Raw genomic sequence first — 24,072 nt, 5'->3', positions numbered from 1 at the left:
GTGCCCACCGATGCGCGAGAGCACGCCACCCGCGACCGCGCACCCGCTCAGTTCGCCGTGGATCGGGATGAACCTCCTCATGGTCGCCCCGAACCCGGCCATCGTCGACGCCGCCCAACACGCCCTGATCACCACCCTCGAACACCACGGCATCGACGTCGTCCCGCACACCCTGCGCCACGCCCGCGGCAGTGCCAGGCGGCGGGTGGTGAAGAACGTTTCGAGCGCGCGGGCCGGCGAGCCCATGGATCGTCCCGTTCGGCGGGCGCGGTCGAGTACGGCTTGTGGGTGATTCGGGTGGCACCGTCGGCGAGCGTTCGGCCCAGGTCGGTGAGCAAGACGCAGGCGCGTCCCGCACTGAACCGGGCGGCGACCTCGATGGCGAAGTCCCCGAGCCATGCGGGGCATTGGTCGAGTCCGGCGATGAGGTTCTCGGCTCTGGTCAAGGCCCGCTCGGGTCGGCGTTGCCGGCAGGCCGAGCACAGGCATTGTGGCTTTCGGGGCGCTCGAGTGATCCGCGTGATCGAGCCCGCGTCTTCTGCGACGGGTGCGGCTCGAGGCGATGCGGGCCTGTCCTTTCCACCACGTTCACTCCTGACTGATCCAGGGACCCACCCGAACGCCCCGTCCACCCGCCGCGCGCCCGAACCCTGTAACGGATGCTGCGGCACGTGCCGTTCACCACGTGCCGTTCACCGAATGAAACGAACGCACTCGCACTGCGCGAGTTCGAGCGCGGGCGGTTGCGCCCTCGGGTGCCGAGACCCCGTGGCACGGATGCCGGGTTCAGCCGAAGGGTGCGACCAGGCGCAGGACGGTGACCGAATCGGAAGACCTCGTAGCCGGCGAGTTTGAGGTCGCGGTCGGCCGGATGCGGCTTCGGCGCGACGATGATGACGCATCCAGTGGTAGGTGCCGGGGTCACGACGACTGAGCCGCGACAGAGTCGCTGTAGGACACCGCCCCGGCTCCCACGAAGTGCAGCAGCCGGTCGGCTTCCTGCTCCAGGGCCGCCCGATCGGTCGCCCGGAGCGGTCGGAACGGGGTGAGTCGCAGCGTCCCGGTGTCGAGGGACCACGTTCCGTGCACCCATCCGTCCACCAGGAAGGTGGGCAGTACCCGTGCCCGGCCGGGCATCACCCGCTTCCGGTCCTCGTCGCTGATGACCCGGGTCCGGTCGGCGTGGCCGAGCAGGACGTTGTCGAAGGCGGGCAGCAGCCGCACCGGAGCGAGCGTCTCGGGATCGGGCAGCTCAGCGTTTGCCAGATCGATCAGATCCCTGCCATCGGGGCCGGAGTAGCAGCGCAGTTCGTCGCGCATCTGCGCGACGACCTCGCCCAACCGGGTCTGCCCGCACCAGCGCTGAACGTCCTCGACTCCGGCCGGGCCGAAGGCGGCCAAATAGCGGCGGGTCAGTTCCTTGGCCGAATCCTTGGTGGCAGTCGCCGTCGTCGTCATCGGTTGTCCCAGCCAGACCTCGGCGGGCGTCACCGAGACCGCCGACCGGTTGCCCCAGGAGCCCCATGCGCCGGTGGCAACGTCATGGACGAGGGGAGTGCACAGTTCCACCTGCCCGGCCAGAACCCGGCCGTCGCGTCCCGGATGGCGTTCGGTGAGCCGCCGGGCCAACTCCTTGCGCGACAGCGTTCCTCCCGCGAGCAGCCCGAGTCCTTCGGCCACCAAGGACGCCGCGTCCAGGCCTGCGCTGTTCCGGGTGAAGTGGGGCGAGCCGGCCGTGCGGTCGAGCACGGGCTGCAACAGTGGCCGCAGCCGACGGAAGTCGTCGGCTGCGGCGAAGTGCTGGGTGCTGCGCAGCAGGCCGGAGCGCACCACTTGCCGGTTCTCCACCAGTGCGGTGAGTTCGCGCTGCGTGAAGGCGTGGATCCTGGTCCACAGTCCGACATAGGCCCAGTTCGGCTCCTGTGCCTGTAGTGCGACCAGTCGCCTGATCACCTCCAGCGGGGTGTGATCGGTGCGCTGCAGCAGGAACTGGCGGTCCATCAGCGCCCGGTTCAGGGCCCGCAGGGAGAGTGCGGTCACGACAGCCGCACCGAGACGTTGCCCTGGTAGGAACCCTGCAGCAGAGAGAGGAACGCCTGCGGCACGCCCTCGATCCCACTCTCGACCACTGTTTGCGGGTAGACGAAGCGATCCTCGCCCAGCCACCTGCCGAAGTGCTCGCGCCAGGCCGCAATCTGGTCGGGCGTATGGCGGCACGAGAACGGCAACAGCTCGATGCCGCCGGCCTCGGCCGCCGCGCGGTCGGGGTGTGGGAAGCGCTGCGCCGCGTCGCCGAGTTGGCTGGACAGCGAACCGCACAGGGCGAAGCGGGCTCCGGGCCGGGCCGCGCGGAGCGCACCCTCGTACTGCTCGCCGCCCACGACGTCGAAAAAGACCGAGATGCCCTCGGGCGCCAGCTCCCCGAGCCGGTCGGCCGTCGGGCCGTCGTGGTAGTCGAAGGCGGCGTCGAAGCCGAGTTCGTTCACCAGCCAGTCGACCTTCGCCGGGCTGCCGGCGCTGCCGATCACCCGCGACGCGCCGAGGCACTTGGCGATCTGCCCGGCCAGCGACCCGACCCCGCCCGCCGCGCCGGAGACGAAGACCACGTCGCCTTCGCCCACTTTCGCCACCTCGGCCATCCCGTGGAAGGCGGTCGGTCCCTGGGCGAGGTGGTGGCCGGGGTCGGCGAACAGGTCGCGGTCGAGCCTGAGGTACGCACCGGCCGGCCCGGCCGAATACTCGCTCCAGCCGGTCATGGACTGCACCAGGTCGCCGACCTCGAGTTCCGGGCTGTCGGATCGAACGACGGTGCCGATGGCGGCCACCCCCACCCGCTGCCCCGGCCGCCAGGCCGGCACCGGGATGGTGCAGTCGGCCCGCATCAGCTCCAGGTAGGTCGCGGCGAGCCCGATCCGGTCGGTGCGTACCAGGACCTCACCGTCCACCTCGGTCTCGGCGACGGTGAAATGGTCCAGCGTCGGGATACCGGCGATCTGGGCCGTCAGTCGGATCTCACGGGTGATCATGGTCTGTCCTCGCCTCGGGGATGGCCTTCGAGATCGACTCTAGGGAGGCTTCCGGCCACTTTCCGACCGGAAGTCCGGGCAGGATGCAGCCATGGCGAACACCAGCTCACGCACCCTCAGACTGCTCTCGCTGCTGCAGACCCACCGGCACTGGCCGGGCCCGGAACTGGCCGACCGGCTCGGGGTCTCCGAGCGGACGCTGCGCCGCGACGTCGAGCGGCTGCGCGAACTCGGCTACCCGGTCGGCGGGGCGCGTGGCACCGACGGCGGCTACCAACTCGCGCCCGGCGCCGTCCTGCCGCCGCTGCTGCTGGACGACGAGGAGGCGGTGGCCCTCGCGGTGGGTCTCGGCGACGCGGCGCAGCGCGGGATCGAGGGGTTGGAGGAGGCGTCGCTGCGCGCACTCACCAAGGTGGTGCGGGTCCTGCCGCCCCGATTGCGGACCAGGGTGGATGCCCTGCGGGCGATGACCGTCTCCGCCGGCGGGTCGGGGCCGGCTGTTGCGGCGGGGCTGCTGACCGCGGTCGCCCAGGCATGCCGGGACCAGGAGCGGCTGCGATTCGGCTACACGGCCAGGGGCGGCGCACCCACCGAGCGCGAGGTCGAGCCGCACCGTGTCGTGGCACTCGGCGGACGCTGGTACCTGGTGGCCTACGACCTCGGCCGGCACGATTGGCGCAGTTTCCGCCTCGACCGGCTGACCGAACCGAAGGCGACCGGCGCGCGCTTTCGCTCGCGGCTGCTCCCGGCCGAGGACGCCGTGGCCTTCGTCCAGGCTGCGAACGGGGCCCCGGCTCCGTACACGGTCGAGGTCCTCGTACACGCGCCGTCCTCACGGGTACGGCGTGTGGTCGGCCGTTGGGGCACGATCGAACCGCTCGACCACGACAGCTGCCGGCTCACCATGACCTCGACCTCCCTCGACTGGCCGACCCAGGCACTGGGCAACATGGGCGCCGAGTTCGAGGTCCTGGGCCCACCGGAGTTCGCGGCGCACGTCCAGGAATGGGGCGCCCGCTTCACCCGAGCCACCCGCGCACCCCGATGACCATCCTCGCCGCGGCACCGCGACGTTCGTGGACATCGCGATGCTGCTGCGCGACGTGATGATGCCGCTGCCGATGCGCGAGGGCAGGGGCGAGGAGATGGAATGGCCCTACCCCGGCGTCCCGGCCACGCCGGTCGCCGAGTTCGCTGGCCACCGGGTCGCCGCGCTGCCGTTCTTCTGCCCGGAGACGGTCACCACCGACCACGGCAGTTCCTACAAGAACCACCATCTCGTCGAGGCGGAGCGGACGCTGGGGCGCAACATCCTGCCCGCCCGCACGCTGCGCCCCACGGACAAGTTCGCCGTCGAGCGGGCGTTCCCCGCGATCAACGCCCTGCTGCTGGAGCAACTGCCGGGCTTCACCGGGGCGGACGTCGCCGACCGCGGAGCCTCCCCGGAGGCCGACGCGGTGCTGTCGACGGAACGGATGGAGCACCTGATCGCGACCTGGGTGGTGGCGATCCGGCAGAACAGGATCCTGGGCGAGTACGCCCCGGCGTGGGGAGCCGGCGAGGACCACAGCCCCAATTCGCTGTTCGCCGCGGCGATATCGCAGGGCGGCTTCGCGCTGCGGATCCCCGAAGCGACGCTGTACCACCGCCTGTTGAAGGCCCACCATGTCAAGGTCCACCCTCGGCGCGGGGTGAAGATCGGCGGGCTCTGGTACCACGAACCGGTCCTGGACGACCCCCGCTTCCACCTCCCTTCGGCCCGCGGCGGCAGGCGCAAGAGCAAGTGGGTCGTCTCTGGATCCTCCGACGCGTTCGAGCATCACATCGACCACCTCAATCGGCCGGCCGTCGACAGGAACGAACGGCGAAGGCTGCGATGGGACACACCGCCGCCCTCGGCCGTCGCCTCCGCGACCCTGCTCGAGGCCGCCGACACCATGATCAACCTCGAACAGGGCGAATTCCGCGACGCGTTGACCACCATGCTGCACGCAGGCCCGCGCACCACCGCCGTGTCCTGGGGCCGGATCCGGGCTCACCTCGGGTCTCGCGCATCCTCGTACCAGCGCCGCGAATTCGAGCCGGCCCAGACGAACCTCCCCGGCGCACGAGCCCTGCTCCGAGGCCCCAAGGCCGGCCGCCGCGGCGCCCGCTGTCTGCCGGAGAACATCCCGCAGCGGCTTCCCGACTCCTGGCGCGGCCCCCTCCCCGCCACCACGCGCACTCGCCACCTCCTCGCATGCAGAGCCGTCGCGGTCCGGATGGTCCAGCCGGCCTCGGACATGGACGTCGGCGAGGCCACCGACTTCCTCGGTACCCCCCACGCGTGGCTGCTCACCGACGAGCGCCACCCCCGGAGGCGCCTGCCCCGCGACCTGTTCGCGTACGACGGCGCCCTCCCGCCGATCGTGGCCGCACTCGATGCCGCATCCGGCCTGATCGACTACCGCCGCCGACGCACCAGCCTCCGGGGCTGGACCCTTCCGACCAGGACCTGTCGACGGCGATGCTGCGCCGAGCGGAGGGCCGGTCGCCGGTGCGGGTGTGCGCGGACGCGGCTGCGCTGCCGCCGGCGGACGCATCCGTGGCGGTGGGCATGCTGCTCTTCCCGGTCGAGACCGCCCGGGTGCTCGCGCCCGGCGGGTGCTGCTGTGGGTCAACCAGCTCGGGGTTGACGGGCCGCTGTACCTGCCCGCCGCCGACGTCGCTGCCGCACTGCCGGGCCGGTGGGACGCGGTCGAGGCGGAGGCCGGGTGGGGCACGTGGGCGGCGCTGCGGCGCAGCCGCTGACCGCGGCGGAACTCCCGGGTCGCTACAGGCCGAAGGCGCCGCCTTCGACGAGGATGAGCAGCCCGATGGTGATCAGGACCAGCGGGAGCAGGATGTGCCCCCACCGGCTCAGGGCCTTGGCGATGACCGGGCGGGTGGCGAAGAAGCGGCCGGCCAGGCACCACACGCCCACCAGCACCAGGAAGGCCGCGGCGTACACGGCCATCCCGCCCCCACCTGCGGTGGCGAACACGGGGACGTAGACGCCGATGTTGTCGCCGCCGTTCGCGAACGTGACTGCGGCGACCTCCAGGATCGTCGGGCCGCCTTCCTTGGCCTCCGGCTCATCGTCCTCGTCGCCCCGGTGCTTCCACGCCTGCCAAGCGGCCTTCAACCCGAGGGCCAGCGGCAGCAGACCGAGGTAGGGGATCGCCGACTCGGGCAGGAACGTCGCACCGACCGCAGCGGCCACGGCGACGGCGAGGATGGCCGCGAATCCGGCGTACTGGCCGAGCACCACCCGGCGGGCGGACCCGCGGTGCCCGGCACCCTGAGCGAAGAACAGCGCCAGAATTACGATGTCGTCGACGTTCGTGACCGCGAACAGCCCGACCGCCTGCCCGACGATGCCCAGGTCCACAGGAACGACGCCCCTCTTCCCGCTCGGTGTGTGCCGGGCGACAGTACCGGGTCGCCGACGCGGTGGGGCGCCTACACCCCCTGCCCGTCCGGTGCTGCCGGGCACCTCCGATACCGACCGCGGAAGATCAAGGCGGTTCCGGGGAGGGGCCGGCGGTGACCTGGTCCACCGGGCTGCTCGGGTTCACCGCGGGATTGCTGATATCGGTGCCGACCACCCCGGTGGGCGTGTCGGGTGCGGTGTTCCTGCTGCCCGTGCGGGTCGGCATCCTGGCGGTGCCGAGCCCGGCGGTGACGCCGACGAACCTGCTGTTCAACGTCGTTGCCGGACCCGGCGCGCTCGCGCGCCACCGCAAGACCGGAGCCCTCCGCGGTCCGCTGGTCCGGCTGCTGATCTGGGGCAGTGCCCCGGGGATGGTGATCGGCGCCGCCGTGTGCGTGTTCGCCGTCCCTGGCCCGCGCGTCTTCCGGCTCCTGGTCGCGGTCCTCCTCCTGCCGCTGGGCCTGTGACTGTCCGCCCGCACCCGGCGCCCGGCCCGTGCTCGGACCCCGGCACCGCTTCCCCCGCGGACCACCACCGCACTCGCGCTCGGCGTCGGAACGGTCGGCGGGATCTACGGCATCGGCGGCGGCTCCATCCCCGGGCCGATACTCGTCGGCCGCGGCATGCCGGTGGCCGTCGTTGCCCGCCGCGCCGGCCGCCACGTTCGTCACCTCCCTGGTCGGCGCCGGCACCTACGCCGCGCTCGCGCCGGCCGCGCCCGGCGACGTCGCCCCGCAGTGGCTGCTCGGCCTGGCGTGCGGACTGGGCGGCCTGGCCGGCGGCTACCGCGGCCGCCCGGTTCAGCCGCGCCCGCCCGAGACCGCGCTGCGGCTCCTCCTGGGTTCGCCGGCTGCGGCTGTCGGTGTGCTGTACGCGGTGCAGGGCCTGCGCTGAACCCGACGCCCGGGCACGCGAGTTGGTGCGGGGCAGCCCGTATCAGGCGCGTCCCCGGGTACTTCAGGTGGTTCGGGGCGCGTACATGATGACGGCGACGCCGACGAGGCATATCAGGGCGCCGGTGACGTCGTAGCGGTCGGGGCGGTAGCCGTCCAGGGCCATGCCCCAGACGAGGGACCCGGCGACGAAGACACCGCCGTACGCGGCAAGGATGCGGCCGAAGTTGGCGTCGTCCTGGAGCGTGGCGACGAACCCGTACGCGCCGAGCGCGATGACGCCGGCGCCGATCCAGGCCCAGCCGCGGTGTTCGCGGGTGCCCTGCCACACCAGCCACGCCCCGCCGATCTCCAGGACGGCAGCGGCCAGGAACAGGGCGGTGGAGCGCAAGATCGTCACGGGCGGGAGCGTACCGAGACGTCGACGGCGGACCCGGCGGCGGCAGTGTGCCCGCAGCCGCACGACGATCCGGTGCACCCGTGCGCGGCCCGCCTTGGTCGTCGCCGCCATCGCCATCAAGGAAGGCGTCAACGCCTGGCGTGGGGAGGGCTGTTGCGCCCCCACCCACGCCGGCACCTCCCGCACGGCGGACAAGGCGAGCGGCGACTCGTGCGGGTGCGCGACGGGCTGTTCCTGCTGCTGACCACTTTCACGGAACCGGATCGACGTAGCGGAGCACAGCAGCATCGCGGTGCACGAGCGGCCAACTATCAGTCGACGGTTGGGCCTTCTACGAATCGACGCTGAGATTCTGAGTCGCGCCTTCTCGGCTACGGCCGGCCATCTATCGGTCGTCGTCACACTCCCTGCGACGGTCAGCGTTGCTCGGCCAGGCCAGTCGGTGCCCGTTCGAGCACTGGGCCGTGACACGGTGGTTGGAACCTGGTTTTGATTGTTGGCACCGGGTCTTGATGGCTGACGCCGAAGCCGCAGTCTCGCCCTGCCCGTCGGTGTGACGAGTTCCGCGACGGATCCCGTCACCGGCCGCGTGGTGGACGCGGTCGTGCCCGAATCCGGTCGCGCGGGCGTCGTCGGCTGCGAGAGGATCACGCCGGCAGGAGGGGAACGTCGGGGAGTTCGGGGTGACTGGTCGGACGGCGAGGATCGCATCGCGTTGCGAGTGCGGCGGCATGGCGGTGCGACGGGTGAACCGGTGCATCCTTCGGGACGAGTTGTGGTGGGACTCGGAGTTCTCCTGCGGGTCCTGCGGCACCTGCCTGTGCGAACACGCCGGTCCGGGACGGGCACCTGATGATGTCCGCGAGGCCCTGTTCGCAGCGCACGGACCTGTCAGGCTGCGGTTGGTCGATCCGGTTCCCAGTCTCGTGCCGGCGCAGGCCGAGATCGGGGAGTTTCTGGTCGGCAACGGAATCCCGGTGACCGCCCGATAACCGTCCCCCGCCAGGACAAAGAGGGAATCACGCAAATCGAGAGCCGGATCCGTCTGCACCGACACATCGCCGTTCTGGTGTGACAGCGAGCGATAGCCGACGCCGCCGACCGCTCGGGGTGTTGCGAAAGTCGAATCAATGTTGTCGACGTCCGTGCGATGCGGACCGTGTCGCCTACGGCGGCCTCGTCCATGCGGGAGCGGTGGGACGGCTGGACCGGGGAGGCAGCGGGAGATCGTTCCGTGCGGGCGGCCCCGGTGCCGGGGCCGCCCGCACGTCGGGCTACCGCGCAGGCATGCGACCCATGGCGCGACATGCCTCGGAACAGCTTCGACACGCCTCCGCGCACCGCTTCATCATCTCGTCGCTTCCCATGGACATGCACGCCTCCGCCGTCATGTCGCACTGCTTTGCGCACATCGCGGCCATCTCGCCGGCCATGGGCGACTGGCGCATCATCATGTCCGCGCAGGTGCGTGTCATGTCCGAGGCGTCCATGAGGCTGCCGATCATCGCCATCTCCACATGACGCCCGCCCTGCTGCAGGCAGTGGCTCACGGTCCGCTCGGTCGCGGCGTGTGTCTCCATGCAGGCGTCGATGCACTTCTGCATTTCCGCGGTCATCTGTCCGCCGTGGTTCATGTCTTCTCCTCGAACGTGGCTGCCCGTGCGAACGGGAACCAATTGTTCCTTTTAGTGGATTGTCGGGAATTTGCTCCCAATGGGGATCTTGGATGAAGCAGGAACTCCTCACGGGACCGACACGCCGGTGAAGTCGTGGTCGCCGACCGGGACGATCCCCGTGGGCACGCGGTCCGGCCCCGTCGCGCGGAGACATCGCCGGGGAGCGTGGCCGGGCTCGTGCAGGCCGGTCGGTCGTGGAGGCGGCACCGGCCCCCGCCCGGCTCTTCGGCCGTCTTGCGGGTGGCGATCCCTTTTCGTGTGGTAGGTCCGCCTGCTCGCCGATCCGCCCCAGGCCCCGCATCCGTTGTCGCGTTCGACCTTCTGCACCCTGTTGGCCGACCCCGTAGTTGACGGAGGCCGAACCGGCCAGGAGTTGTCGTGCGTTCGGGTGTCTCGTCGCTGTCCGGTTGGCGTTGCTTCCGTATCAGTCCGCCACCCACCCCTCGGAGTCGAACCTGGCAAGGGCAGAGTTTCGTTGGTCAACGGTCAATGTCACACCCTGTCCACAACGTGGCGGTGAACGCGTGGATGGCGGGCCACATCCACGGCGAGGACGGGTGTGACGAGTGCGAGTGCGCGCGGCCCGGCCGGTCACGACTGGCAGGCGCGGATGGACGCCGTCTCCACGCGGATGCCCGACATCGACAAGTGGTTCGATCGCGACGAGTGCACCGCGGCACTGCACGACAGCGGCTACGGCGTCACCCGACGCTGACGACTCCCTCCCGGGACCCTGCGCACGACGGCCCGCCCTCGCTGCGGAGGCCGGGTGTGCCGCCCCCCGAAGCCGACGACGGCGTGTTTCCGGCACGCCGCTACCCGGTTTCCCGTCGGGTCTGGGTGCGGGCGGCTGGAGTCCACTCGTCCGGGTTGGCCGCGCCCGGTTCGCCGGACCCGACGCGAAGGCCGGTCCTGCGCTGACGGTCGTGGCAGACATCGAAGAGAGCACGACGTACGAGTCCCTGGTGACACGGAAACGCGAGGCCCCTCAGGGCGCGTCCTGGACGTGGAGCCCGTGGCGGTGCGCAACGTCCTCGCCCACGCGGTGGCGACGCCGGCCGAACGCCTGGACGTCGGCCCCGGGCGGTCCTGCTCTACATCGACCCCGACGTGATCGCAGACCGGATCGCCGCTGCCGACCCCGCCACGGAGGGGGCGGAACACGTCCACGATGTTCGCCCGGCCCGCCCCGACGCGCGCTCGGTCCCCACGCCCCGACACGCCTGCTCACAGCCCCTGATGGCGCTGGCCCAGGCCGTCAAGTGCGCCTCCACCAACGGGGACTTCCGAACGGTGCAGCACGCCGCCGATACCTCTCCTTCGAACTCGGCGTCGCGGTCGGGGCCGACCCGACCGGGAGCGCATGGACATCCCCGTGGGCGTCCTCGACGAGGCCGCCGACATCCTCGACCACGTCGCCGACCGGATCGAGTCCCACGGATGGAGCCTGTGTCCGTGCGGCGACAAGCACGGCCAGGCGCGGATCGACGCCCGGGTCCTCGACGCCCTGCGCGGCGACGCCGACCTCGTCCGCACCGCAGGCGCCGGCGTCGACGGCTGAGCGCCCGCAACCCCGGCAACGACCCGGGTGGGGCCGCGCCGCACCCTCGACGGCGGCGATCGTCCTGCCCCGCGTTCCTGCGAGGCCGGAGCGAAGGGGGAGGCCGAAGACCGTGGGTCGGGCAGCGCACCACACGGATTCCCCGCTCGACGCAAGCGCGGTGCGTCGCGGAGCGATACCGCCGCAACCTCGAACACGGGCGGCTCACCGCCACGGGCCCGCCGACACTCACCCGAGAACACGCGGCGGCGCTCGTTGCCCAGGCCCACCCGTGGGACGAACGAAGCGTGCCGGGCGTCGGCGTACACGGGCGCTCAGCCGCGTACGGCTGACACGGCTCACCTGTCCGCGATGGCGACGACTTCCGTCACTGTGCGGCTGCGGTTGCGCGCCGATGGGTGGCGCGGATCAGTACGCAGACCAGAGTCGCGAGGTCGAGGGCGCCGGCGGGGTCGTCCGCGTAACGGGTGGTCTGCAGCGGCCCCACTTCGTCCAGGCGGACTCCCGCCACGTCCAGGACGTGGGCGAGGGCCAATAGCGCCAGGCGGGCGTTGCCGTCCGGATACGGGTGGAAGAAGGCGATGTCGAGATAGGCCCTGGCCGCGCGGGCGGACAGGGGCAGCGACGGATCCGCGCTCTGGTGCAGGCAGGCGGCGAAGTCCCGCCAGGTGTACGGCGTCAGGGCGTACCGTTCCCGGCCGCCTTTGGCGAAGGCGTCGCCCTGACGCAAGCGCACGTCGGGTATGCCCAGCACCAGTTTCCGGCAGTCGTGGAGCAGGGCCGGAGTGAGCGGTTTTCCCCGGCCGGCTGCGGCGCGGGAGAGGGTCATCGCGGCGAGCAGCCGATCGGCACGGCCCGGGTCGCGCCGTCGAACCGGGCCGTCGAACCAGGCGGCGAGTCCGTCGACGACCGGGGGCACGGGAACGGTGGCCGCCGCCGCGGCCGAGGACCAGTCGACCCGCTCCCTGACTTGGCGCCATGTGGCCAGCGCGTCATTGCTCACGGTAGAACCCGCAACCGGTGAGGCCGATCGCCAGGGCCTCGCCCACCGCGTCCACCAGCGTCGGAGCGGGCTCGACCCAGCTCTTGAACCGCCCGCCGATCGCCGCCTCGACCGCCTCCGTCGCCTCCTCGGGTCCCAGGCCGGTGGAGGACAGGAACCAGGTCAACGTCGTGTCGCAGAGCGCGTACCAGCCCGACTCGGCGTGCGTGCGGTCCACCACCGCGGTGACCAGACGGGTCACCGCGCGCTCCAGATGCCAACTGCGGTCCTCGGTATCCGAGCCGGGAGGTGGGGCGAGATCCTCGAACCGTTCGGCCGTGTCCTCCAGCCAGTCACGCCACTCCAGCAAGGAAGCCACGACCCGTGCGGCGATCTCCTGCGCCTCTCCGGCCGAATGCGCGTGGTAGTACCAGGTGGCAACAGGTCCACCGTTGTAGATCGTCCAGTTCCAGCGGCAGGCCCAGCGGCCGTAGCGCGACACCAGCAACGCGGTCACCTCGCGTGTGAAGCGGTAGTTCTCCGTTCCGTCGACATCGGCCGGAGGGGTCATCGAGGCGACCAGAGCCGTGAGCCGGGCCCTCTCGTCGTCGTCCCATTCGAAGGCGTTTTGGCGAGGGTCGGCGGCGGGCCACGGCAGCGCCCAGGCTCGCAGTTCCCGGTGGATGGACGTGGTGTACCCCCGAAGTCGGACGTGGCAGAACAACCGATCGATGATGCCGACGGAATCGAGGCATGTCACCCGAATTTGCGGACCGCCGACGGGCGTCTCCCGCCGCCCGGGCGCCTTCGCCCTGGCGAGCACGGTCACCCGTACGTGGCCGGTCGAGCCTCCTCCGCCCGGCCAAATGACCCGCTCAACCGCGGAGTTGGGCCATGACGGTCGTCTCGTATGGAGCGTCGCGCACCATGGGAGCCGACATGCGAACGGCCAGACCAGGGCATTGCGCAGCCGTCGCAGCAGCGAACGGTGGGTGAGCACGGATCCGGGGCTGCGGCCGGGCATCCCGTCAGGACGAACGCGTCGATCGTCTCGGTGCACAACCACAGTTCGGGTCGGGTCGGCATCCCGGAATACACCGCCGAGCACGACTGGCTGACGATCGGACAGTTGTCGAGTTACGCGCCGGACCTGAACCCGGTCGAGGGCATCCGGTCGCTGGTCCGTCGCGGCTTCACCGGCAACGTCGGGTTCACCGACGCCGACCACCTGGTCCGCACGATCAGACACGGCCTCCGCCACATCCAACGACGCCTGCCTCGCCGAAACCGGCCTCACCATCCGACCCAGGGAATGAAAACCAACCCACCGACATCACGACGAAAACCTCAGGAGTGCGCGTGATCGCCGAAATCCACCGGTACACCGGCCCCACGCCGACATCGTCCGGGAGCTCATCGACGGGGCCGTAGGGACGTCGGAGGACAACGACGGCTTGCCGCCGGGCAACCGGTCCGTGGTGGGAGAACCACCGAGGCCGACTGGAGCGCGTGGCACAGGAATTCGGGCCCGGCCGATCACGCCCCGGAGGCCGAAGAGGGCCGCGGTGGACGGGTTCGCGTTCGCGGCTCGGCCGACGCACACGGCGCCCAACTGCACCTGCTCGCCGCCCAGTAACCCGGAATCGGCCGCCGTAGCTGGGCGGCGCGCTGTTCACCGCCCTCGACCGGATCCCCCGCGGCGTCGGCCTCGGAGACCTCTTCGACACCGCAACGCCGACCCTGTCACGACCCGCCGGCACGGAGACCCCGAGGACGAGGTGGAACAGGGCGCCCCGACCGGGGAAGGCGGGCCATGCCGCGTCCGGTCGGCAACTCGGCCCACTCCCGGCCGTCACCACCCGGGAAGGCGGAACGCCGACGTCGTGTGTACCTCGCGGCCCCCATCACGCTCCGGCTCCTCCTTCGCGACGATGCCCGGTCCCGGGCCCGACGCCTGCGGCCCGCCCGATCCGGCTCCCGCGCCGTGCGGTGGGTCAGGCGCGCAGGCCGGCCAGGGTGCGGCGCCCGCGCTCGACCGGTTCCGGATCGCCGTGCTCGCAGCCGTACCGGATCCCGGAGACGGCATCTCGTGCGGACACGGCAGTCAGGTGTTCCTCCTCGACCGGGGTGAGCGACCCGCCGTACCCGGTCAGGAACGCCGCGCGCGCGGATCCGGGCGTCCGGTCCGGCCGATAGCCCACCTTGAATCCGAGGGCTGTGTGGAGGTCGGCGATCTCGTCGGTCGATGCGCAGCGGAGGATGGGAATCGTGCGGGTGTCGGCCATGAGTCGATCCACGTACCGGTTTGCGCTCAATCCAGCTTCGATACCTGGTAGTGGGCGATGGACCACCGGTCGGCGGCACGCCTCAAGACGACGCCGAGAGTGACCTTGACGGTCGGTCGGTCGGTGAACGAGAAGTCGACGCCCAGGTAGCCGAGCAGGACGTCCTCGGCCAACTGTCGTGTCTCCAGTACCCGGTAGTCCGCCGTCAACCCGAGAGGCTGCGCATCGTAGTACTCGGCGATGCCCTGACGGCCGACGACGTAGGGACGAAGTCCCTGGAAGACGGCGTCCTCGGTGAAACATGCGGCGACCTCCTCCGGTTCGTGGGCATCGACCCCCGCCTTCCACCGGTCCATGACGCCACTCAGGATCGCGTCCTGTGCTGCCGCGTCGTTCATCAGGTCTCCTCTCATGAAGGGGCCGCACGGGCGGCACCCGATGGCGATCGTTGCCGCGCCCGTGGGGCATGCCACGGGCGCGGAAGGTTCGAACTAGGCGGAATGGCCTGTCGGGCCCGGGTCGTTGGGGTGCGGCTGTACGGCGGTGACCACCGCGGTCATCCACGGCCACAGGGGCAGCGTCCCCAGGACGTTCTCGCGCAGATCCGCCTCGTCGTCGGCGCGCCATACGCCGATGCTGTAGAGCTTCCCCACCGGGCGCCACAGCCTGACCAGGTGGCCCGTGGCGGCGAGCTCCTTCGCCCGCACGGACTCATCGGCGCGGCGCCGGCCGACCTCGGCCGGGTCGGTCCCGTCGGGCACCGTCGTGGTGAGCGTGACCAGGAACTCCTTCATGGCCCTTCTCCTCTCTCGCTTCTGCTTTACGGGCCGCCGGGCCGCCGGTCCCGTCTCGGAGCGGCACCGTGTCTCCCGCGCACGGGACGGCTCGCCCGGCTTTCGCGGGCACCGGGTCCGCGGTCGGCGCCGACGATGGCGAGGGCGCCGAGGCCGGCTCAGGGCGCTTCAGCGGCGTGTTCGGCACGGAGGAGCCTTCTGTCATCGTCCGTCATCGGCACCCACATTGCGGCCCCGCACGCAGACAGCGGTGCCGTCGGAGCCTGTCAGGGCCGCCGCGGGCGGCGCCTGACAGGCATGCGCCCGGCGGGTCGGTCAGGCCGCGTCCTTGACGGTGGCGGACTTGAACGCCGCGGCCATCTTGATGACGCGCTCGATCTGGATTCGGGCGGCGGTGCGCGTGGTGTCGTCGACGGGGTTGCCGCCTTGGGCATCGACGTGCGAGGTGCCATAGGGGTTGCCGTCGGTGAACTTGGCGGGGTCGGTGAACCCGGGGCTGACGGTTATGCCGCCGAAGTGGTGGATGGAGTTGTAGAGCGCCAGCAGGGTGGACTCCTGGCCGGCGTGCGCGGTCGCACTGGAGACGAAGCCGCTGTAGACCTTGTCGGCGAGCTTGCCTTCGGCCCAGAGGCCGCCGAGGGTGTCGATGAACTGCTTCAGCTGGGACGAGACGTTGCCGAAGCGGGTGGGGGTGCCGAAGAGGACGGCGTCGGCCCACTCGATGTCCTCGGGGGTGGCCTCGGGGATGCCCGCCGTGGCGGCGTGGTTGGCGGCCCACGCGGGGTTGGCGTCGATGGCCGCCCTCGGAGCGAGTTCGGCGACCTTGAGCAGACGGACCTCGGCACCGGCCTTGATGCCGGCATCCCGCAGTTCCTGGGCGATCTCGGCGATCGTGCCGGTGGACGAGTAGTAGACGACAGCGACCTTGACGGGGGTGGCCACGCGGGCTCTCCACTTCATGAGGGACTCGGTTTCTTGTCACGGGGGACTTCGTGAGCCGAAGTCGACCCTCCGGAGATTAGTCGACCGGTCGTCTAGTGGCAAATGGCCGCGACCCGCGAGCCTGCCGCACCGCACCGAGCCGGGACCTGGGGTGCGCGTCGGGTGATGGGCGGCAGGGTTCGCGGCGCGCGCCGCCTGAGCCGGTCGGCGACGGACCACAGTGGTTCGTCGGACAGGTCGGGGCCGGCTGTGGCGCGGGCCATGTGTGTGTGGCGCCGACCATGGCGCCGAGGGTGAACACGGCGCCGGCCCGGGCGGCGTCGGCGTCTGCGTCAACCGCGTCGTGCCGGAGCGCGAACTGGAGCAGTTCGTCGACGCCTTCGCCCGCAGGGTCCCCGGCTTCGACCGCGTGGCGGTACGGGAAGCCAAGTCGCTCGTCGATGCGGTCACCCCTGCCTCCCGTCGAGGGGTTCGGGACGGCACCGGCCGTGTTCTTCCGCACGTCCGGCCGAACGGAGAACATCCACCGCGTCAAGCGGCTCTTCGATGCCGGCCTCCGGCGTCCGGACGGCGTCGAGCGCGACCTCGGCCGACATCTGGCCCAATCCTCGTGACCACACACGCCGAAAGGCCGACCGGAGCGACGGCACCGCCCGGAAACCGCCCGGCGGTGATGCGGCCGGCAGCCGCCGGATCCCCGGCCGACCACTGCCGTGGTCGGTGTCCAGCGGTGTCGTCCGGTGTCCACGGGCAGGATCGCCCCGGTGGCGAAGCTGGCGTTCTCCGGGTGGATCACCGCATCGGTGATGTCGCCGACCTACGCCCATGCGACCCACCGGGTGGAGTTCGGCGGGCCGCGCGTGGTGCCCGCTCGGGATGCATCGCAGTCTCGACTGCGGGGTGTGTCGGCGGGTATGAGCACCAAGTCGCTTCCGCCGCCTGTGCCTTCGGCCTCGGACGAGTCCCGTATGGACGGGTGGCGTGACGCAACCGTGCACCCGACGGGCGGTCCGGGCAACCCGTCGGTTACTCCGCGTCGCCCGGACGCGGGGTGCCCGCGGCGGTGCCGGCGGCGTCGGCGGCCAGGCTCGTGACCTCGGCGGCCGCGCGGGCGGCCCGTCCGGACATCCGCCAGGCGAGCATGCGCAGGGCGGTGGCCGGAGACGGGGGGAATACGCCGAGCTGCCCGAGCATGGCGATGTCGTCCCGCAGCGCCTCGTGCCGGACCACCTTCGCGTTGCGGATGTCGAGCACGTGGACCTGCTCGAAATCGATCTCGCGTCCGGTCGGGGGGATGGCCTGGTCGAGCGCGCCGTCCCGGAAACGCACGAACGGGCCGGTGTGCCGACCCTGCATGCGCAGCCGGACCCAGACCTGATCATCGTTCGCGGCAATGCCGAGGACGGGGAAGCGCAGGTCGCTGAAGGCCGAACGCAGCCACGCCGACGAGGCCAGTGTGCCCGCCGGTCCCGCTGCGGCGCAGGCCGGCGGTGCGACGGCGGCCTCCCGGTTGTGGTTGTCCTCGCCCACGACATCGAGAGCCAGGGCCGGGTCGCCCGTCTCGAGTATCCGGAAGAGCCCGTGCGCCAGTTCGACGGTGTCCGGGGTCATCGTTTCCACCTCTCCGCTGTGCGGCCTTCGCCGGCCGCCGCCTCGGCTGCCGCAACCGGTTCGGTTCGGTCGGGCCGGGCGTAATTGAAGTTCCAAAGCGCCTAATCAATACGTCAAACGGTCATCGGTAGGGTGGCCCATCGCCTTCAAGCGCGCGTACATCTCACCCCTGCGTGAGGAGGCCGCCGCTCGGGCGCGTGTGCTGATCCTGCGGCGGGCCGCCGAGTTGTTCGCCGACCGCGGCTACGGGCGAGTGACCGTCGCGGACATCGCGGCGCCGGACTACGAGCAGGCCATGGAACAGGTGATCGCCCAGCGGACGCCCGAGGGGGTTCTCGAAGCCCTCGCCCGCGGCACGCGGCTGGGCAATGAGGGGCAGTTCACCGTGCACGAGGCGGTCCGCAAGGCCCTGCCCTCCCACGAGCACGGCGAGGCGCTGTGGGAACGTGCGACCACGGACTACCGTGACGCACTCCACGCCGCCGCCGGTCACCTCCACACTCTGGCTCCACCTCCCCGCTACACGGTGGACGAGACGGCGGACCTGCTGCGGTTCTGGTTCGGCCCCGGCGGCTGGCGTACGTTGGTGGTCGAGAACGGCTGGTCGTGGGACCGAGCCGAGGAAGTCCTGTACCGCACCGCCGTCGCCACCATCCACTGAATCCGCGGCGCGCCATGTGCACCTCCCGTCGCGAGGACCCGGCGCCGGGAGCCGAAGCGGCCTTCCGGCGCCGAAGGGCGTCATGTATCGGATGGCTCATCGCTTCGGCTCTCATCTGCGCGTGGGCGTGCGGAGGCGGCTCCCGCTGTGCGTCGTCGCGGACTGCGCGCGTGGACACCGGGGATTAGTAGCCGACCGGTCTAGTATGAGAGTAGTCGAGCGGTCGTATGTCTGCAACCATCGGATGGACCGGTGCGCCGGGGGAAGATCATCAGCGCCGTGCAGTCGCTCATCGAACTGCGGTGCTATTCGGTGCCGGCCGTGGCCGAGATCTGCAAGTGCTCAAGGACGGCACCAGACACGCGACCGGTTACTGGGCCGGGGAGTTCGCGGCCCCGTACAAGGCGCTCACGGAAGCCACCACGTGGTGGTGGCCACCCCCAACGGGGTCGTCCCGAACCTGGACATGATGAGCCTGCGCCCCGAGATGGCAGGCCGTGCCCGGATCACCCTCGCCCTGGAGTGTGTCATCCGCACCGTGGAGGAGATCCGGCGACCGATCCAGCTGTCGGACGCCCGCTTGGAGGACTACGACGCCGTCCACCTCCCCGGCGGCCACGGTCCGATGGAAGACCTGTGGCTCAACGCCGACGTGGGCCGGTTGCTGACCGCGGCGCTCGCCCTCGGGCAAACCGCACGCCGTCGTCTGCCACGCCCCGGCCGCGATTCTGGCGGAGCGACTGCCGAAGGTGTTGCCGTAGGTGGCAGACGCCCGAGGAAAGCCTCGCGCTTGGCCTGCCCACCGATCCGGGGCTCGTCGGGAGCTGACGCTGCAATGTCCGGTCGACGTGCGGAGAGCGACGAGTGTCGGCGGCCTCCCGGGGTCGAGTATCTGCCGCAGGCGTTTGCGGATGGGCTCGGTCCGCTTGCTGGGCTTCGGGCGAGATTGCCGAACACGCATTTGGAGACGCTCCCGCAACGCCGCCGGCTGCGCACAGGTCAGCCCCGGTCTCCTCGAACGGTCGGCGCAGTCGCGGCTGCGCATCGTTCGGCAGGATCCGGGCCCATTCGCTGCGCACTCCGTCACCGACAGGGCTCGCGCCCCTTGGGCGATCCCGAATCAACCGGGCCATTCATGCTCGGGAGGCCAGTCGTTGAAGAATCCGCGCGGTGGGCTCCGCGGTCGCGTGACGGAAGCCCGTTCCAGCCCACAGGTTGATCCGCTCCGGATCGTTGGCCGCCGCTGCGGCCCTGCGCATCGGGCTGGTCAGGTGGTGCAGGGCCGGGTAACCGTCCGGGGCCAGGTCGCCGAACCGATCGGTGAAGTCGTTGCGCAGCGCTCGCGCCGGGCGACCGGTGAACGCGCGTGTCACCACCGTCCGACGGCGTGCCGGGTCGGCGAGCACGGCCCGGTAGGGGGAGGAGGTCCCGGCTTCGTCGGCGGACAGCAGGACGGTACCCACCATGGCTGCCACGGCCCCGGCCCGGAGCGCTTCGGTCACGGCGTCCGGTGCGGCGATGCCACCTGCGGCAATCAGGGGCATGGACACCACCTTCCGAACCGCTTCCAGCAGGTCGGGCAGGGGCACGGCAGGGGGCGTGCGCTGCGGCGTCAACGTGCCCGAGTGGCCTCCGGCAGCCGAAGCCTGCACGGCAAGCACATCGACGCCCGCTCGTGCGGCGGCGCGGGCCTCCACGGGTGAGGTGACCGTCTGGACGACCAGGGTTCCGGCCGCGCGAAAGGCGGCGACGACCGCCGGTTCCGGGATGCCGAAGGTGAAGCTGACGACCGGTACGGGGGCGGAGAGCAGGAGGTCGATCTTGTCCGCCCAGTGGTCGTCGTCCTCCACGATCCCGGCCTCCGTGGTGTCCACGCCGTACGCCCGGGCCACCGGTGCGATCGCACGGGCGAAGGCGCGGAAGGCTCCCGGATCCACCGGCACCGGATTCGGCACGAACACGTTGACCCCGAATCCGACGCCCGCCGAGCGGACACGGGCGATCTGCTCGCCCAGGGAGTCCGCGGTCTTGTACCCACCGGCGATGAACCCGAGGCCGCCGGCACCGGCCGCCGCGATGACAAGTTCGGGCGTGGTCGGGCCGCCGGCCATGGGCGCGGCGAGAATCGGAGTGCTCACCCCGAGGGCAACCAGTGGCGAGACCATGACCGTGTCCTCCTCCTGCGAGCCGGCGATGCTCACCGCGTCGGGTCCACCGATCGGCCCCGACAACTGCGGATCGAGACCTGCGGCTGTCCGTCGTCTCAGGCGTCTGCCGGCGCCTGGGGCGCGCGAGCGCCCAGCATCGCCAGGCAGTTGGTCCAGAGGGTGCCGAGCTGGGACGTGTTGTTGTAGAGCTTGGCGAACAGGACCTGGCCCTCGAGTTGTGCGACGACGGATCGGGCGGCCGCACGGGTGTCGGTGACCGTGACCTCGCCACGCTCGAGGGCCTCGGTGATGGCCGAGTCGACCATCTCGGCCTGGGCGTCGAAGATCTCCTGCAGGCGCTTGCGGACCGCTTCGGTCTGGTTGCTCATCTCCAGGGTGAGATTCCCGAACAGGCAGCCCGAAACGGTCCCGCAGCTCTGCTGGCCGGCGCGCTGGCCCGCTTCCGTCTCCTCGAACAGCTGCCGCAGCCGCTGCAGTGGCTCCGCGTCGCTGTTCATGATGCGGGTCCAGTCGCGCTGCTGGGTGGCCCAGTGCTCGTCGATCACGGCCAGCGCGAGAGCCTCCTTGGACTCGAAGAAGTAGTAGAAACTGCCCTTGGGTACCTCGGCTGCCTTGCAGATCTCGGCCACACCCAGGGCCGAGTAGCCACGCAGCTCGATGAGTGACTGCGCAGCGCTGAGGATCTTCTCTCTGGCATCACTGGTCCGTCCCATGTTGCCAGTATACGACCGCCCGACTATGTTTACTGGACCGGTCGGCTAGTGGGCGATTCGACCGAGGTCGACCGCCGCCGCACGGCCGAAGCCGTCAGGGCCGCGGAGTTGGCTGCCGTCGGTCACCTGGTCAGGCCGTGGCGCCCGGTGGGTGAACTGCGCAGTGTCGGTCTGTGGCGGGCTGCCGACGAGGCCGAGCTGTACGAGAAGGTGCTCGGCTCACTTCCCTGTGGCCGTGGACGACTGCGGTGGTCACTCCCGTCCACTCGCGCCCCAACGACCCAGGCGGCACCGGCGACGCGGTCTGACCTGCCGCAGCCGGGGTCGAACGGCCTGGAGCCGTGTGCCCGGCCGCAGCCCGCGGCGCAGCCGGCGGCCTCCGGCCGGGCTCGCGAGGGCGGGGCCGCGCACGCATCGCCGGTTCACCGCCCCGCGTCGTAAACACTGGCTCCCCGCGGTTGCCACCGGGTCCGCTCCCGAGGGCCGTCGTTGCCCCGGCCGCCGCTGCTGCGGCCACCGTTCACCGGATCGGTTTCCCGCATCACCTGCGCGTGTCAGGCCACACGCAGCCCGCTCGGGCTACTTGCGCTGCCGCCGGAGGCCGGGCCACCCCTGCCCGGAGCCGCTCTTTGACAATTGTCGACCGGTCGTCTACTTTGAAACTGACCGGTCGACTAGTTCGGTTCGTAGATCCCACCCTCTTGAAGAAGGTCATCCATGAGCAGTCAACGTCAGAAGGTCGCGGTCATCACCGGTGCCTCGCAGGGGATCGGCGCCGGCCTTGTCGCCGCCTACCGGAAGCTGGGCTACGCCGTCGTCGCCACCTCGCGTGGCATTCCCGAGTCGCAGGACCCGGAGATCCTCACCATCCAGGGCGACATCGCCGACCGTGGCACCGCCGAGCGTGTCATCGCCGCGGGTGTCGAGCGGTTCGGCCACATCGACACTCTGATCAACAACGCCGGGATCTTCGTCGCCAAGTCCTTCACCGACTACACCGAGGACGACTACGAGGCGGTGCTCGGCGTGAACGTGGACGGCTTCTTCCGGATCACCCAGCTCGCGGTCGAGCGCATGCTCGAACAGGGAGGCGGTCACATCGTGCAGATCACGAGCAGCCTGGGCGACCAGCCCGACTCCAACGTGACCTCGGTACTCGCCTCGCTGACCAAGGGTGGCCTGCAATCCGCCACCAAGGCGCTGGCCATCGAGTACGCCACCCGCGGCATCCGCAGCAACGCCGTCGCCCTGGGCACCATCAAGACCCCCATGCACCCCGAGGAGTTCCACGAGATCCTCGCCGCCTCGCACCCGGTCGGCCGGATGGGCGAGGTGAGCGACATCGTCGACGCGGTGGTCTACCTTGAGAACGCCCCGTTCGTTACCGGCGTCATCCTCCCCGTCGACGGCGGCCAGACCGCCGGCCGCTGAGCCGCAGGCCACCGGATGCCCGCCCTCTTCTTCGTGGGGCAGGGCCCATTCCGGCGGCCACAGAGCACTCCAGGCACAGGAGACCGGGGTGGTCCAGTCCGCTGAGCAGACGTTTCCTGACGACCGGTTTCAGGAGTGGTCCCGGGCCCTGCCTTCGCCTGGGAGGCCCCCTGACCGCCGAACATCGTGTGGTCGGCCCGGCCCGCAGACCGAGGGGGATCGCCGAGTTCGAAGCCCTCGCCTCCGGGCGCGCCACCGCCGGGTGTCACGGACGAGAAGGCCGTCACATTCCCTCGTCGAGGACGCGGAACAGCCGATCAGGATGGTGCGCGGGTCCGGGACGCCCTTGTGGGTGCCGACCGGGCGTTGCCGTCCGCCGAACCCGGTATTTGCCGACGTGAGGCCGGCTCGGGGGCGAGGTGGTCGACGGCGGTGTCTGCGTCGCGCGCGTCTCGGGACCGGATGCGCCGGTCCTGATCCTGGTACCACAGGAGGTCCGTACCGGACTGGAAGACGGGCGAGGAATGACGGGGAGCGACACCGAACGCGTCCGGATTGGGCCGCGGACCGACCACCCGCCCGGACACGAGATCGAGCGCGGTCGCCTGCCGGCCCTGCCCGTTCGCCGCGCGCACGATCCCCGCGAGCAGGGTGAAGTCCTTGTTGAACAACTGCCGCACCTGCTGCTGCGACAGGTCCCGCGGAGACCCGCACACGTACTGCGGTTCGCTGTCCGAGGGGAACGAGACCGGACGCTGCCCGGCGACACGCCCGTCGGCCGTGTACGAGACGATCGCGGCCCCGAACGTGCTCAGACCTCCCGGCGTGCCGTCGCACCACATCACCGTCACGGTTCCCGGCCCGAACAGCCCCCCGCGCTCCGGCGCTCGCGCACCGCCCGACGCCGGGGCAGGGGAGGCGTCCGGAGGTAACCCGGGCAGGCCCGGGTTGTTTCCGTCACCGCTGCAACCCACACCCAGCGCAATCGCCGGCATCGCACCCGCCATTGCCGCGCGACGTTCTCGACGCCTGATGACACCCCCGTGTGGTCGACGCAGCGACCCTACCAACCAGGCCCCGATTACGTGACCGAGGAATCACGTTCCGCTTTCGAACCGCCTTGCACGAAAAGGCGATCGGATTCGGACGCGACCAACAGGTGTACAGGAGAACGGAGTTCTCCGACAAGGGCGGCAACTCTCGTGCCTGGACCGCCACCGAGGCATCGGGTGCAGCTCTGCTGGTCCGTGTCGGCGCCCGCGTGTCGGCATGTACGAACGTCCTGCCCGCCCCCATGGGCAAGACTGGCTATGACGTGTTGAGTTGGCCCCGGCGGGACGCCTTGGGTTCTAAAGGTGGTTGCAACACCTGACCCTGCGGGGTGTTGCGATGGCCAAGCCGCGGCGAACATCGAAGAAGCGCGGACCTGCTCCGTTGGCGGACAAGCGTGATCAATACCTTCGCCTCATGGCGCAAGG

24 protein-coding genes and 2 pseudogenes are annotated in these 24,072 nt (G+C 70.8%); 11 read left to right on the top strand and 15 right to left on the bottom strand.

The features are described from left to right. Window positions 1–10 precede the first annotated feature (10 nt). Window positions 11–292, top strand: a complete 282-nt coding sequence (locus A3IC_RS70400) for a hypothetical protein (RefSeq protein WP_026219414.1) — start codon at window positions 11–13, stop codon at window positions 290–292. A gap of 629 nt (window positions 293–921) precedes the next feature. Here the strand turns inward: A3IC_RS70400 and A3IC_RS0143545 are convergent. Further along, window positions 922–2,040, bottom strand: coding sequence for a winged helix DNA-binding domain-containing protein (locus A3IC_RS0143545; protein ID WP_020556360.1), 1,119 nt, complete (start codon window positions 2,038–2,040; stop codon window positions 922–924). Continuing rightward, entirely contained in the window at window positions 2,037–3,026 is a 990-nt protein-coding gene (locus tag A3IC_RS0143540; RefSeq protein WP_020556359.1) for an MDR family NADP-dependent oxidoreductase, read from the bottom strand. The genes A3IC_RS0143545 and A3IC_RS0143540 overlap by 4 nt, the downstream gene beginning before the upstream one ends. 91 nt (window positions 3,027–3,117) lie before the next feature. On the opposite strand from A3IC_RS0143540, the gene A3IC_RS0143535 reads away from it, so the two are divergent. From A3IC_RS0143535 to A3IC_RS69400, 3 genes are read left to right on the top strand one after another with little or no spacing between them, the layout of a single operon-like run. Continuing rightward, window positions 3,118–4,074, top strand: a complete 957-nt coding sequence (locus tag A3IC_RS0143535; protein WP_020556358.1) for a helix-turn-helix transcriptional regulator — start codon at window positions 3,118–3,120, stop codon at window positions 4,072–4,074. 28 nt (window positions 4,075–4,102) lie between these two features. Beyond that, a complete protein-coding gene (locus tag A3IC_RS73860) occupies window positions 4,103–5,701 on the top strand; it encodes a hypothetical protein (protein WP_425387395.1) in 1,599 nt (532 codons plus the stop codon). After that, window positions 5,670–5,816, top strand: coding sequence for a hypothetical protein (locus tag A3IC_RS69400; protein WP_020556357.1), 147 nt, complete (start codon window positions 5,670–5,672; stop codon window positions 5,814–5,816). The genes A3IC_RS73860 and A3IC_RS69400 overlap by 32 nt, the downstream gene beginning before the upstream one ends. 22 nt (window positions 5,817–5,838) lie before the next feature. Here A3IC_RS69400 and A3IC_RS0143520 read toward each other — a convergent pair whose 3' ends face one another. Further along, window positions 5,839–6,435: a cadmium resistance transporter gene (locus tag A3IC_RS0143520; protein ID WP_020556356.1), complete on the bottom strand. Its 597-nt coding sequence runs from the start codon at window positions 6,433–6,435 to the stop codon at window positions 5,839–5,841. 155 nt (window positions 6,436–6,590) lie between these two features. On the opposite strand from A3IC_RS0143520, the pseudogene A3IC_RS59955 reads away from it, so the two are divergent. Continuing rightward, a pseudogene (locus tag A3IC_RS59955) lies at window positions 6,591–7,371 on the top strand (TSUP family transporter). Window positions 7,372–7,434: 63 nt separating this feature from the next. Here the strand turns inward: A3IC_RS59955 and A3IC_RS0143510 are convergent. Then, window positions 7,435–7,770: a YnfA family protein gene (locus A3IC_RS0143510; protein ID WP_026219413.1), complete on the bottom strand. Its 336-nt coding sequence runs from the start codon at window positions 7,768–7,770 to the stop codon at window positions 7,435–7,437. A 1,274-nt stretch (window positions 7,771–9,044) separates the two neighbouring features. Beyond that, window positions 9,045–9,404 carry a four-helix bundle copper-binding protein gene (locus A3IC_RS0143500; RefSeq protein ID WP_020556353.1) on the bottom strand — a complete coding sequence of 120 codons (360 nt, stop codon included), beginning with the start codon at window positions 9,402–9,404 and terminating at the stop codon, window positions 9,045–9,047. A 601-nt stretch (window positions 9,405–10,005) separates the two neighbouring features. Here A3IC_RS0143500 and A3IC_RS69395 point away from each other — a divergent pair. Together A3IC_RS69395 and A3IC_RS0143490 are read left to right on the top strand one after the other, a co-directional pair. Further along, window positions 10,006–10,161 (top strand): hypothetical protein, encoded by a 156-nt coding sequence (locus tag A3IC_RS69395; protein WP_158696337.1) that lies wholly within the window; start codon window positions 10,006–10,008, stop codon window positions 10,159–10,161. A 648-nt stretch (window positions 10,162–10,809) separates the two neighbouring features. Beyond that, window positions 10,810–11,007, top strand: coding sequence for a hypothetical protein (locus A3IC_RS0143490; RefSeq protein ID WP_020556351.1), 198 nt, complete (start codon window positions 10,810–10,812; stop codon window positions 11,005–11,007). Between the two features lie 367 nt (window positions 11,008–11,374). Here A3IC_RS0143490 and A3IC_RS71955 read toward each other — a convergent pair whose 3' ends face one another. After that, complete coding sequence (locus A3IC_RS71955) at window positions 11,375–12,010, bottom strand: Fic family protein (protein WP_245599827.1); 636 nt, start codon at window positions 12,008–12,010, stop codon at window positions 11,375–11,377. Further along, on the bottom strand, window positions 12,000–12,713 hold the full coding sequence (locus tag A3IC_RS59940) for a hypothetical protein (protein WP_245599826.1): 714 nt from the start codon (window positions 12,711–12,713) through the stop codon (window positions 12,000–12,002). The genes A3IC_RS71955 and A3IC_RS59940 overlap by 11 nt, the downstream gene beginning before the upstream one ends. Window positions 12,714–13,070: 357 nt before the next feature. Between A3IC_RS59940 and A3IC_RS59935 the strand changes: the two are divergent. Next, window positions 13,071–13,305: pseudogene (locus A3IC_RS59935) on the top strand (IS630 family transposase); the annotation flags it as partial. A gap of 678 nt (window positions 13,306–13,983) precedes the next feature. Here the strand turns inward: A3IC_RS59935 and A3IC_RS73255 are convergent. The 5 genes from A3IC_RS73255 to A3IC_RS0143445 form a co-directional block, all read right to left on the bottom strand. Then, a complete protein-coding gene (locus A3IC_RS73255; RefSeq protein ID WP_020556350.1) occupies window positions 13,984–14,274 on the bottom strand; it encodes a hypothetical protein in 291 nt (96 codons plus the stop codon). 26 nt (window positions 14,275–14,300) lie between these two features. Further along, on the bottom strand, window positions 14,301–14,672 hold the full coding sequence (locus A3IC_RS0143465; protein ID WP_026219410.1) for an SgcJ/EcaC family oxidoreductase: 372 nt from the start codon (window positions 14,670–14,672) through the stop codon (window positions 14,301–14,303). A gap of 93 nt (window positions 14,673–14,765) precedes the next feature. Further along, window positions 14,766–15,068 (bottom strand): muconolactone Delta-isomerase family protein, encoded by a 303-nt coding sequence (locus A3IC_RS0143460; protein ID WP_020556348.1) that lies wholly within the window; start codon window positions 15,066–15,068, stop codon window positions 14,766–14,768. A 315-nt stretch (window positions 15,069–15,383) separates the two neighbouring features. Further along, window positions 15,384–16,010 (bottom strand): NAD(P)H:quinone oxidoreductase, encoded by a 627-nt coding sequence (wrbA, locus tag A3IC_RS0143455; protein WP_020556347.1) that lies wholly within the window; start codon window positions 16,008–16,010, stop codon window positions 15,384–15,386. A 1,026-nt stretch (window positions 16,011–17,036) separates the two neighbouring features. After that, window positions 17,037–17,621: an ester cyclase gene (locus tag A3IC_RS0143445; RefSeq protein ID WP_040878247.1), complete on the bottom strand. Its 585-nt coding sequence runs from the start codon at window positions 17,619–17,621 to the stop codon at window positions 17,037–17,039. Between the two features lie 199 nt (window positions 17,622–17,820). On the opposite strand from A3IC_RS0143445, the gene A3IC_RS0143440 reads away from it, so the two are divergent. After that, a complete protein-coding gene (locus tag A3IC_RS0143440) occupies window positions 17,821–18,282 on the top strand; it encodes a TetR family transcriptional regulator (protein WP_020556344.1) in 462 nt (153 codons plus the stop codon). Window positions 18,283–19,415: 1,133 nt separating this feature from the next. Here the strand turns inward: A3IC_RS0143440 and A3IC_RS0143430 are convergent. Further along, complete coding sequence (locus tag A3IC_RS0143430) at window positions 19,416–20,483, bottom strand: NAD(P)H-dependent flavin oxidoreductase (RefSeq protein WP_321184123.1); 1,068 nt, start codon at window positions 20,481–20,483, stop codon at window positions 19,416–19,418. Between the two features lie 62 nt (window positions 20,484–20,545). Beyond that, entirely contained in the window at window positions 20,546–21,163 is a 618-nt protein-coding gene (locus tag A3IC_RS0143425) for a TetR/AcrR family transcriptional regulator (RefSeq protein ID WP_026219407.1), read from the bottom strand. A 48-nt stretch (window positions 21,164–21,211) separates the two neighbouring features. Here A3IC_RS0143425 and A3IC_RS66135 point away from each other — a divergent pair, with 48 nt between their 5' ends. Together A3IC_RS66135 and A3IC_RS0143420 are read left to right on the top strand one after the other, a co-directional pair. After that, window positions 21,212–21,604, top strand: a complete 393-nt coding sequence (locus A3IC_RS66135) for a muconolactone Delta-isomerase family protein (RefSeq protein WP_425387394.1) — start codon at window positions 21,212–21,214, stop codon at window positions 21,602–21,604. A 276-nt stretch (window positions 21,605–21,880) separates the two neighbouring features. Continuing rightward, on the top strand, window positions 21,881–22,594 hold the full coding sequence (locus A3IC_RS0143420) for an SDR family NAD(P)-dependent oxidoreductase (RefSeq protein ID WP_020556340.1): 714 nt from the start codon (window positions 21,881–21,883) through the stop codon (window positions 22,592–22,594). Window positions 22,595–22,911: 317 nt separating this feature from the next. Here A3IC_RS0143420 and A3IC_RS0143415 read toward each other — a convergent pair whose 3' ends face one another. Beyond that, window positions 22,912–23,445, bottom strand: coding sequence for a hypothetical protein (locus tag A3IC_RS0143415; protein ID WP_158696336.1), 534 nt, complete (start codon window positions 23,443–23,445; stop codon window positions 22,912–22,914). Between the last annotated feature and the right edge of the window lie 627 nt (window positions 23,446–24,072).

Source organism: Embleya scabrispora DSM 41855, assembly GCF_000372745.1.
In the GTDB taxonomy this organism is placed as follows: domain Bacteria; phylum Actinomycetota; class Actinomycetes; order Streptomycetales; family Streptomycetaceae; genus Embleya; species Embleya scabrispora.
The sequence above is the reverse complement of the archived record's forward strand: the minus strand, read 5'-3'. Positions and strand labels throughout refer to the sequence as shown.

What these genes read in the sequence shown, in the direction of transcription:
- A3IC_RS70400 (WP_026219414.1), top strand. Translation starts at nt 11, where the DNA reads ATGCGCGAGAGCACGCCACCCGCGACCGCGCACCCGCTCAGTTCGCCG.
- A3IC_RS0143540 (WP_020556359.1), bottom strand. Translation starts at nt 3,026, where the DNA reads ATGATCACCCGTGAGATCCGACTGACGGCCCAGATCGCCGGTATCCCG.
- A3IC_RS0143535 (WP_020556358.1), top strand. Translation starts at nt 3,118, where the DNA reads ATGGCGAACACCAGCTCACGCACCCTCAGACTGCTCTCGCTGCTGCAG.
- A3IC_RS0143500 (WP_020556353.1), bottom strand. Translation starts at nt 9,404, where the DNA reads ATGAACCACGGCGGACAGATGACCGCGGAAATGCAGAAGTGCATCGAC.
- A3IC_RS0143490 (WP_020556351.1), top strand. Translation starts at nt 10,810, where the DNA reads ATGGACATCCCCGTGGGCGTCCTCGACGAGGCCGCCGACATCCTCGAC.
- A3IC_RS73255 (WP_020556350.1), bottom strand. Translation starts at nt 14,274, where the DNA reads ATGGCCGACACCCGCACGATTCCCATCCTCCGCTGCGCATCGACCGAC.
- A3IC_RS0143465 (WP_026219410.1), bottom strand. Translation starts at nt 14,672, where the DNA reads ATGAACGACGCGGCAGCACAGGACGCGATCCTGAGTGGCGTCATGGAC.
- A3IC_RS0143460 (WP_020556348.1), bottom strand. Translation starts at nt 15,068, where the DNA reads ATGAAGGAGTTCCTGGTCACGCTCACCACGACGGTGCCCGACGGGACC.
- A3IC_RS0143445 (WP_040878247.1), bottom strand. Translation starts at nt 17,621, where the DNA reads ATGACCCCGGACACCGTCGAACTGGCGCACGGGCTCTTCCGGATACTC.
- A3IC_RS0143425 (WP_026219407.1), bottom strand. Translation starts at nt 21,163, where the DNA reads ATGGGACGGACCAGTGATGCCAGAGAGAAGATCCTCAGCGCTGCGCAG.
- A3IC_RS0143420 (WP_020556340.1), top strand. Translation starts at nt 21,881, where the DNA reads ATGAGCAGTCAACGTCAGAAGGTCGCGGTCATCACCGGTGCCTCGCAG.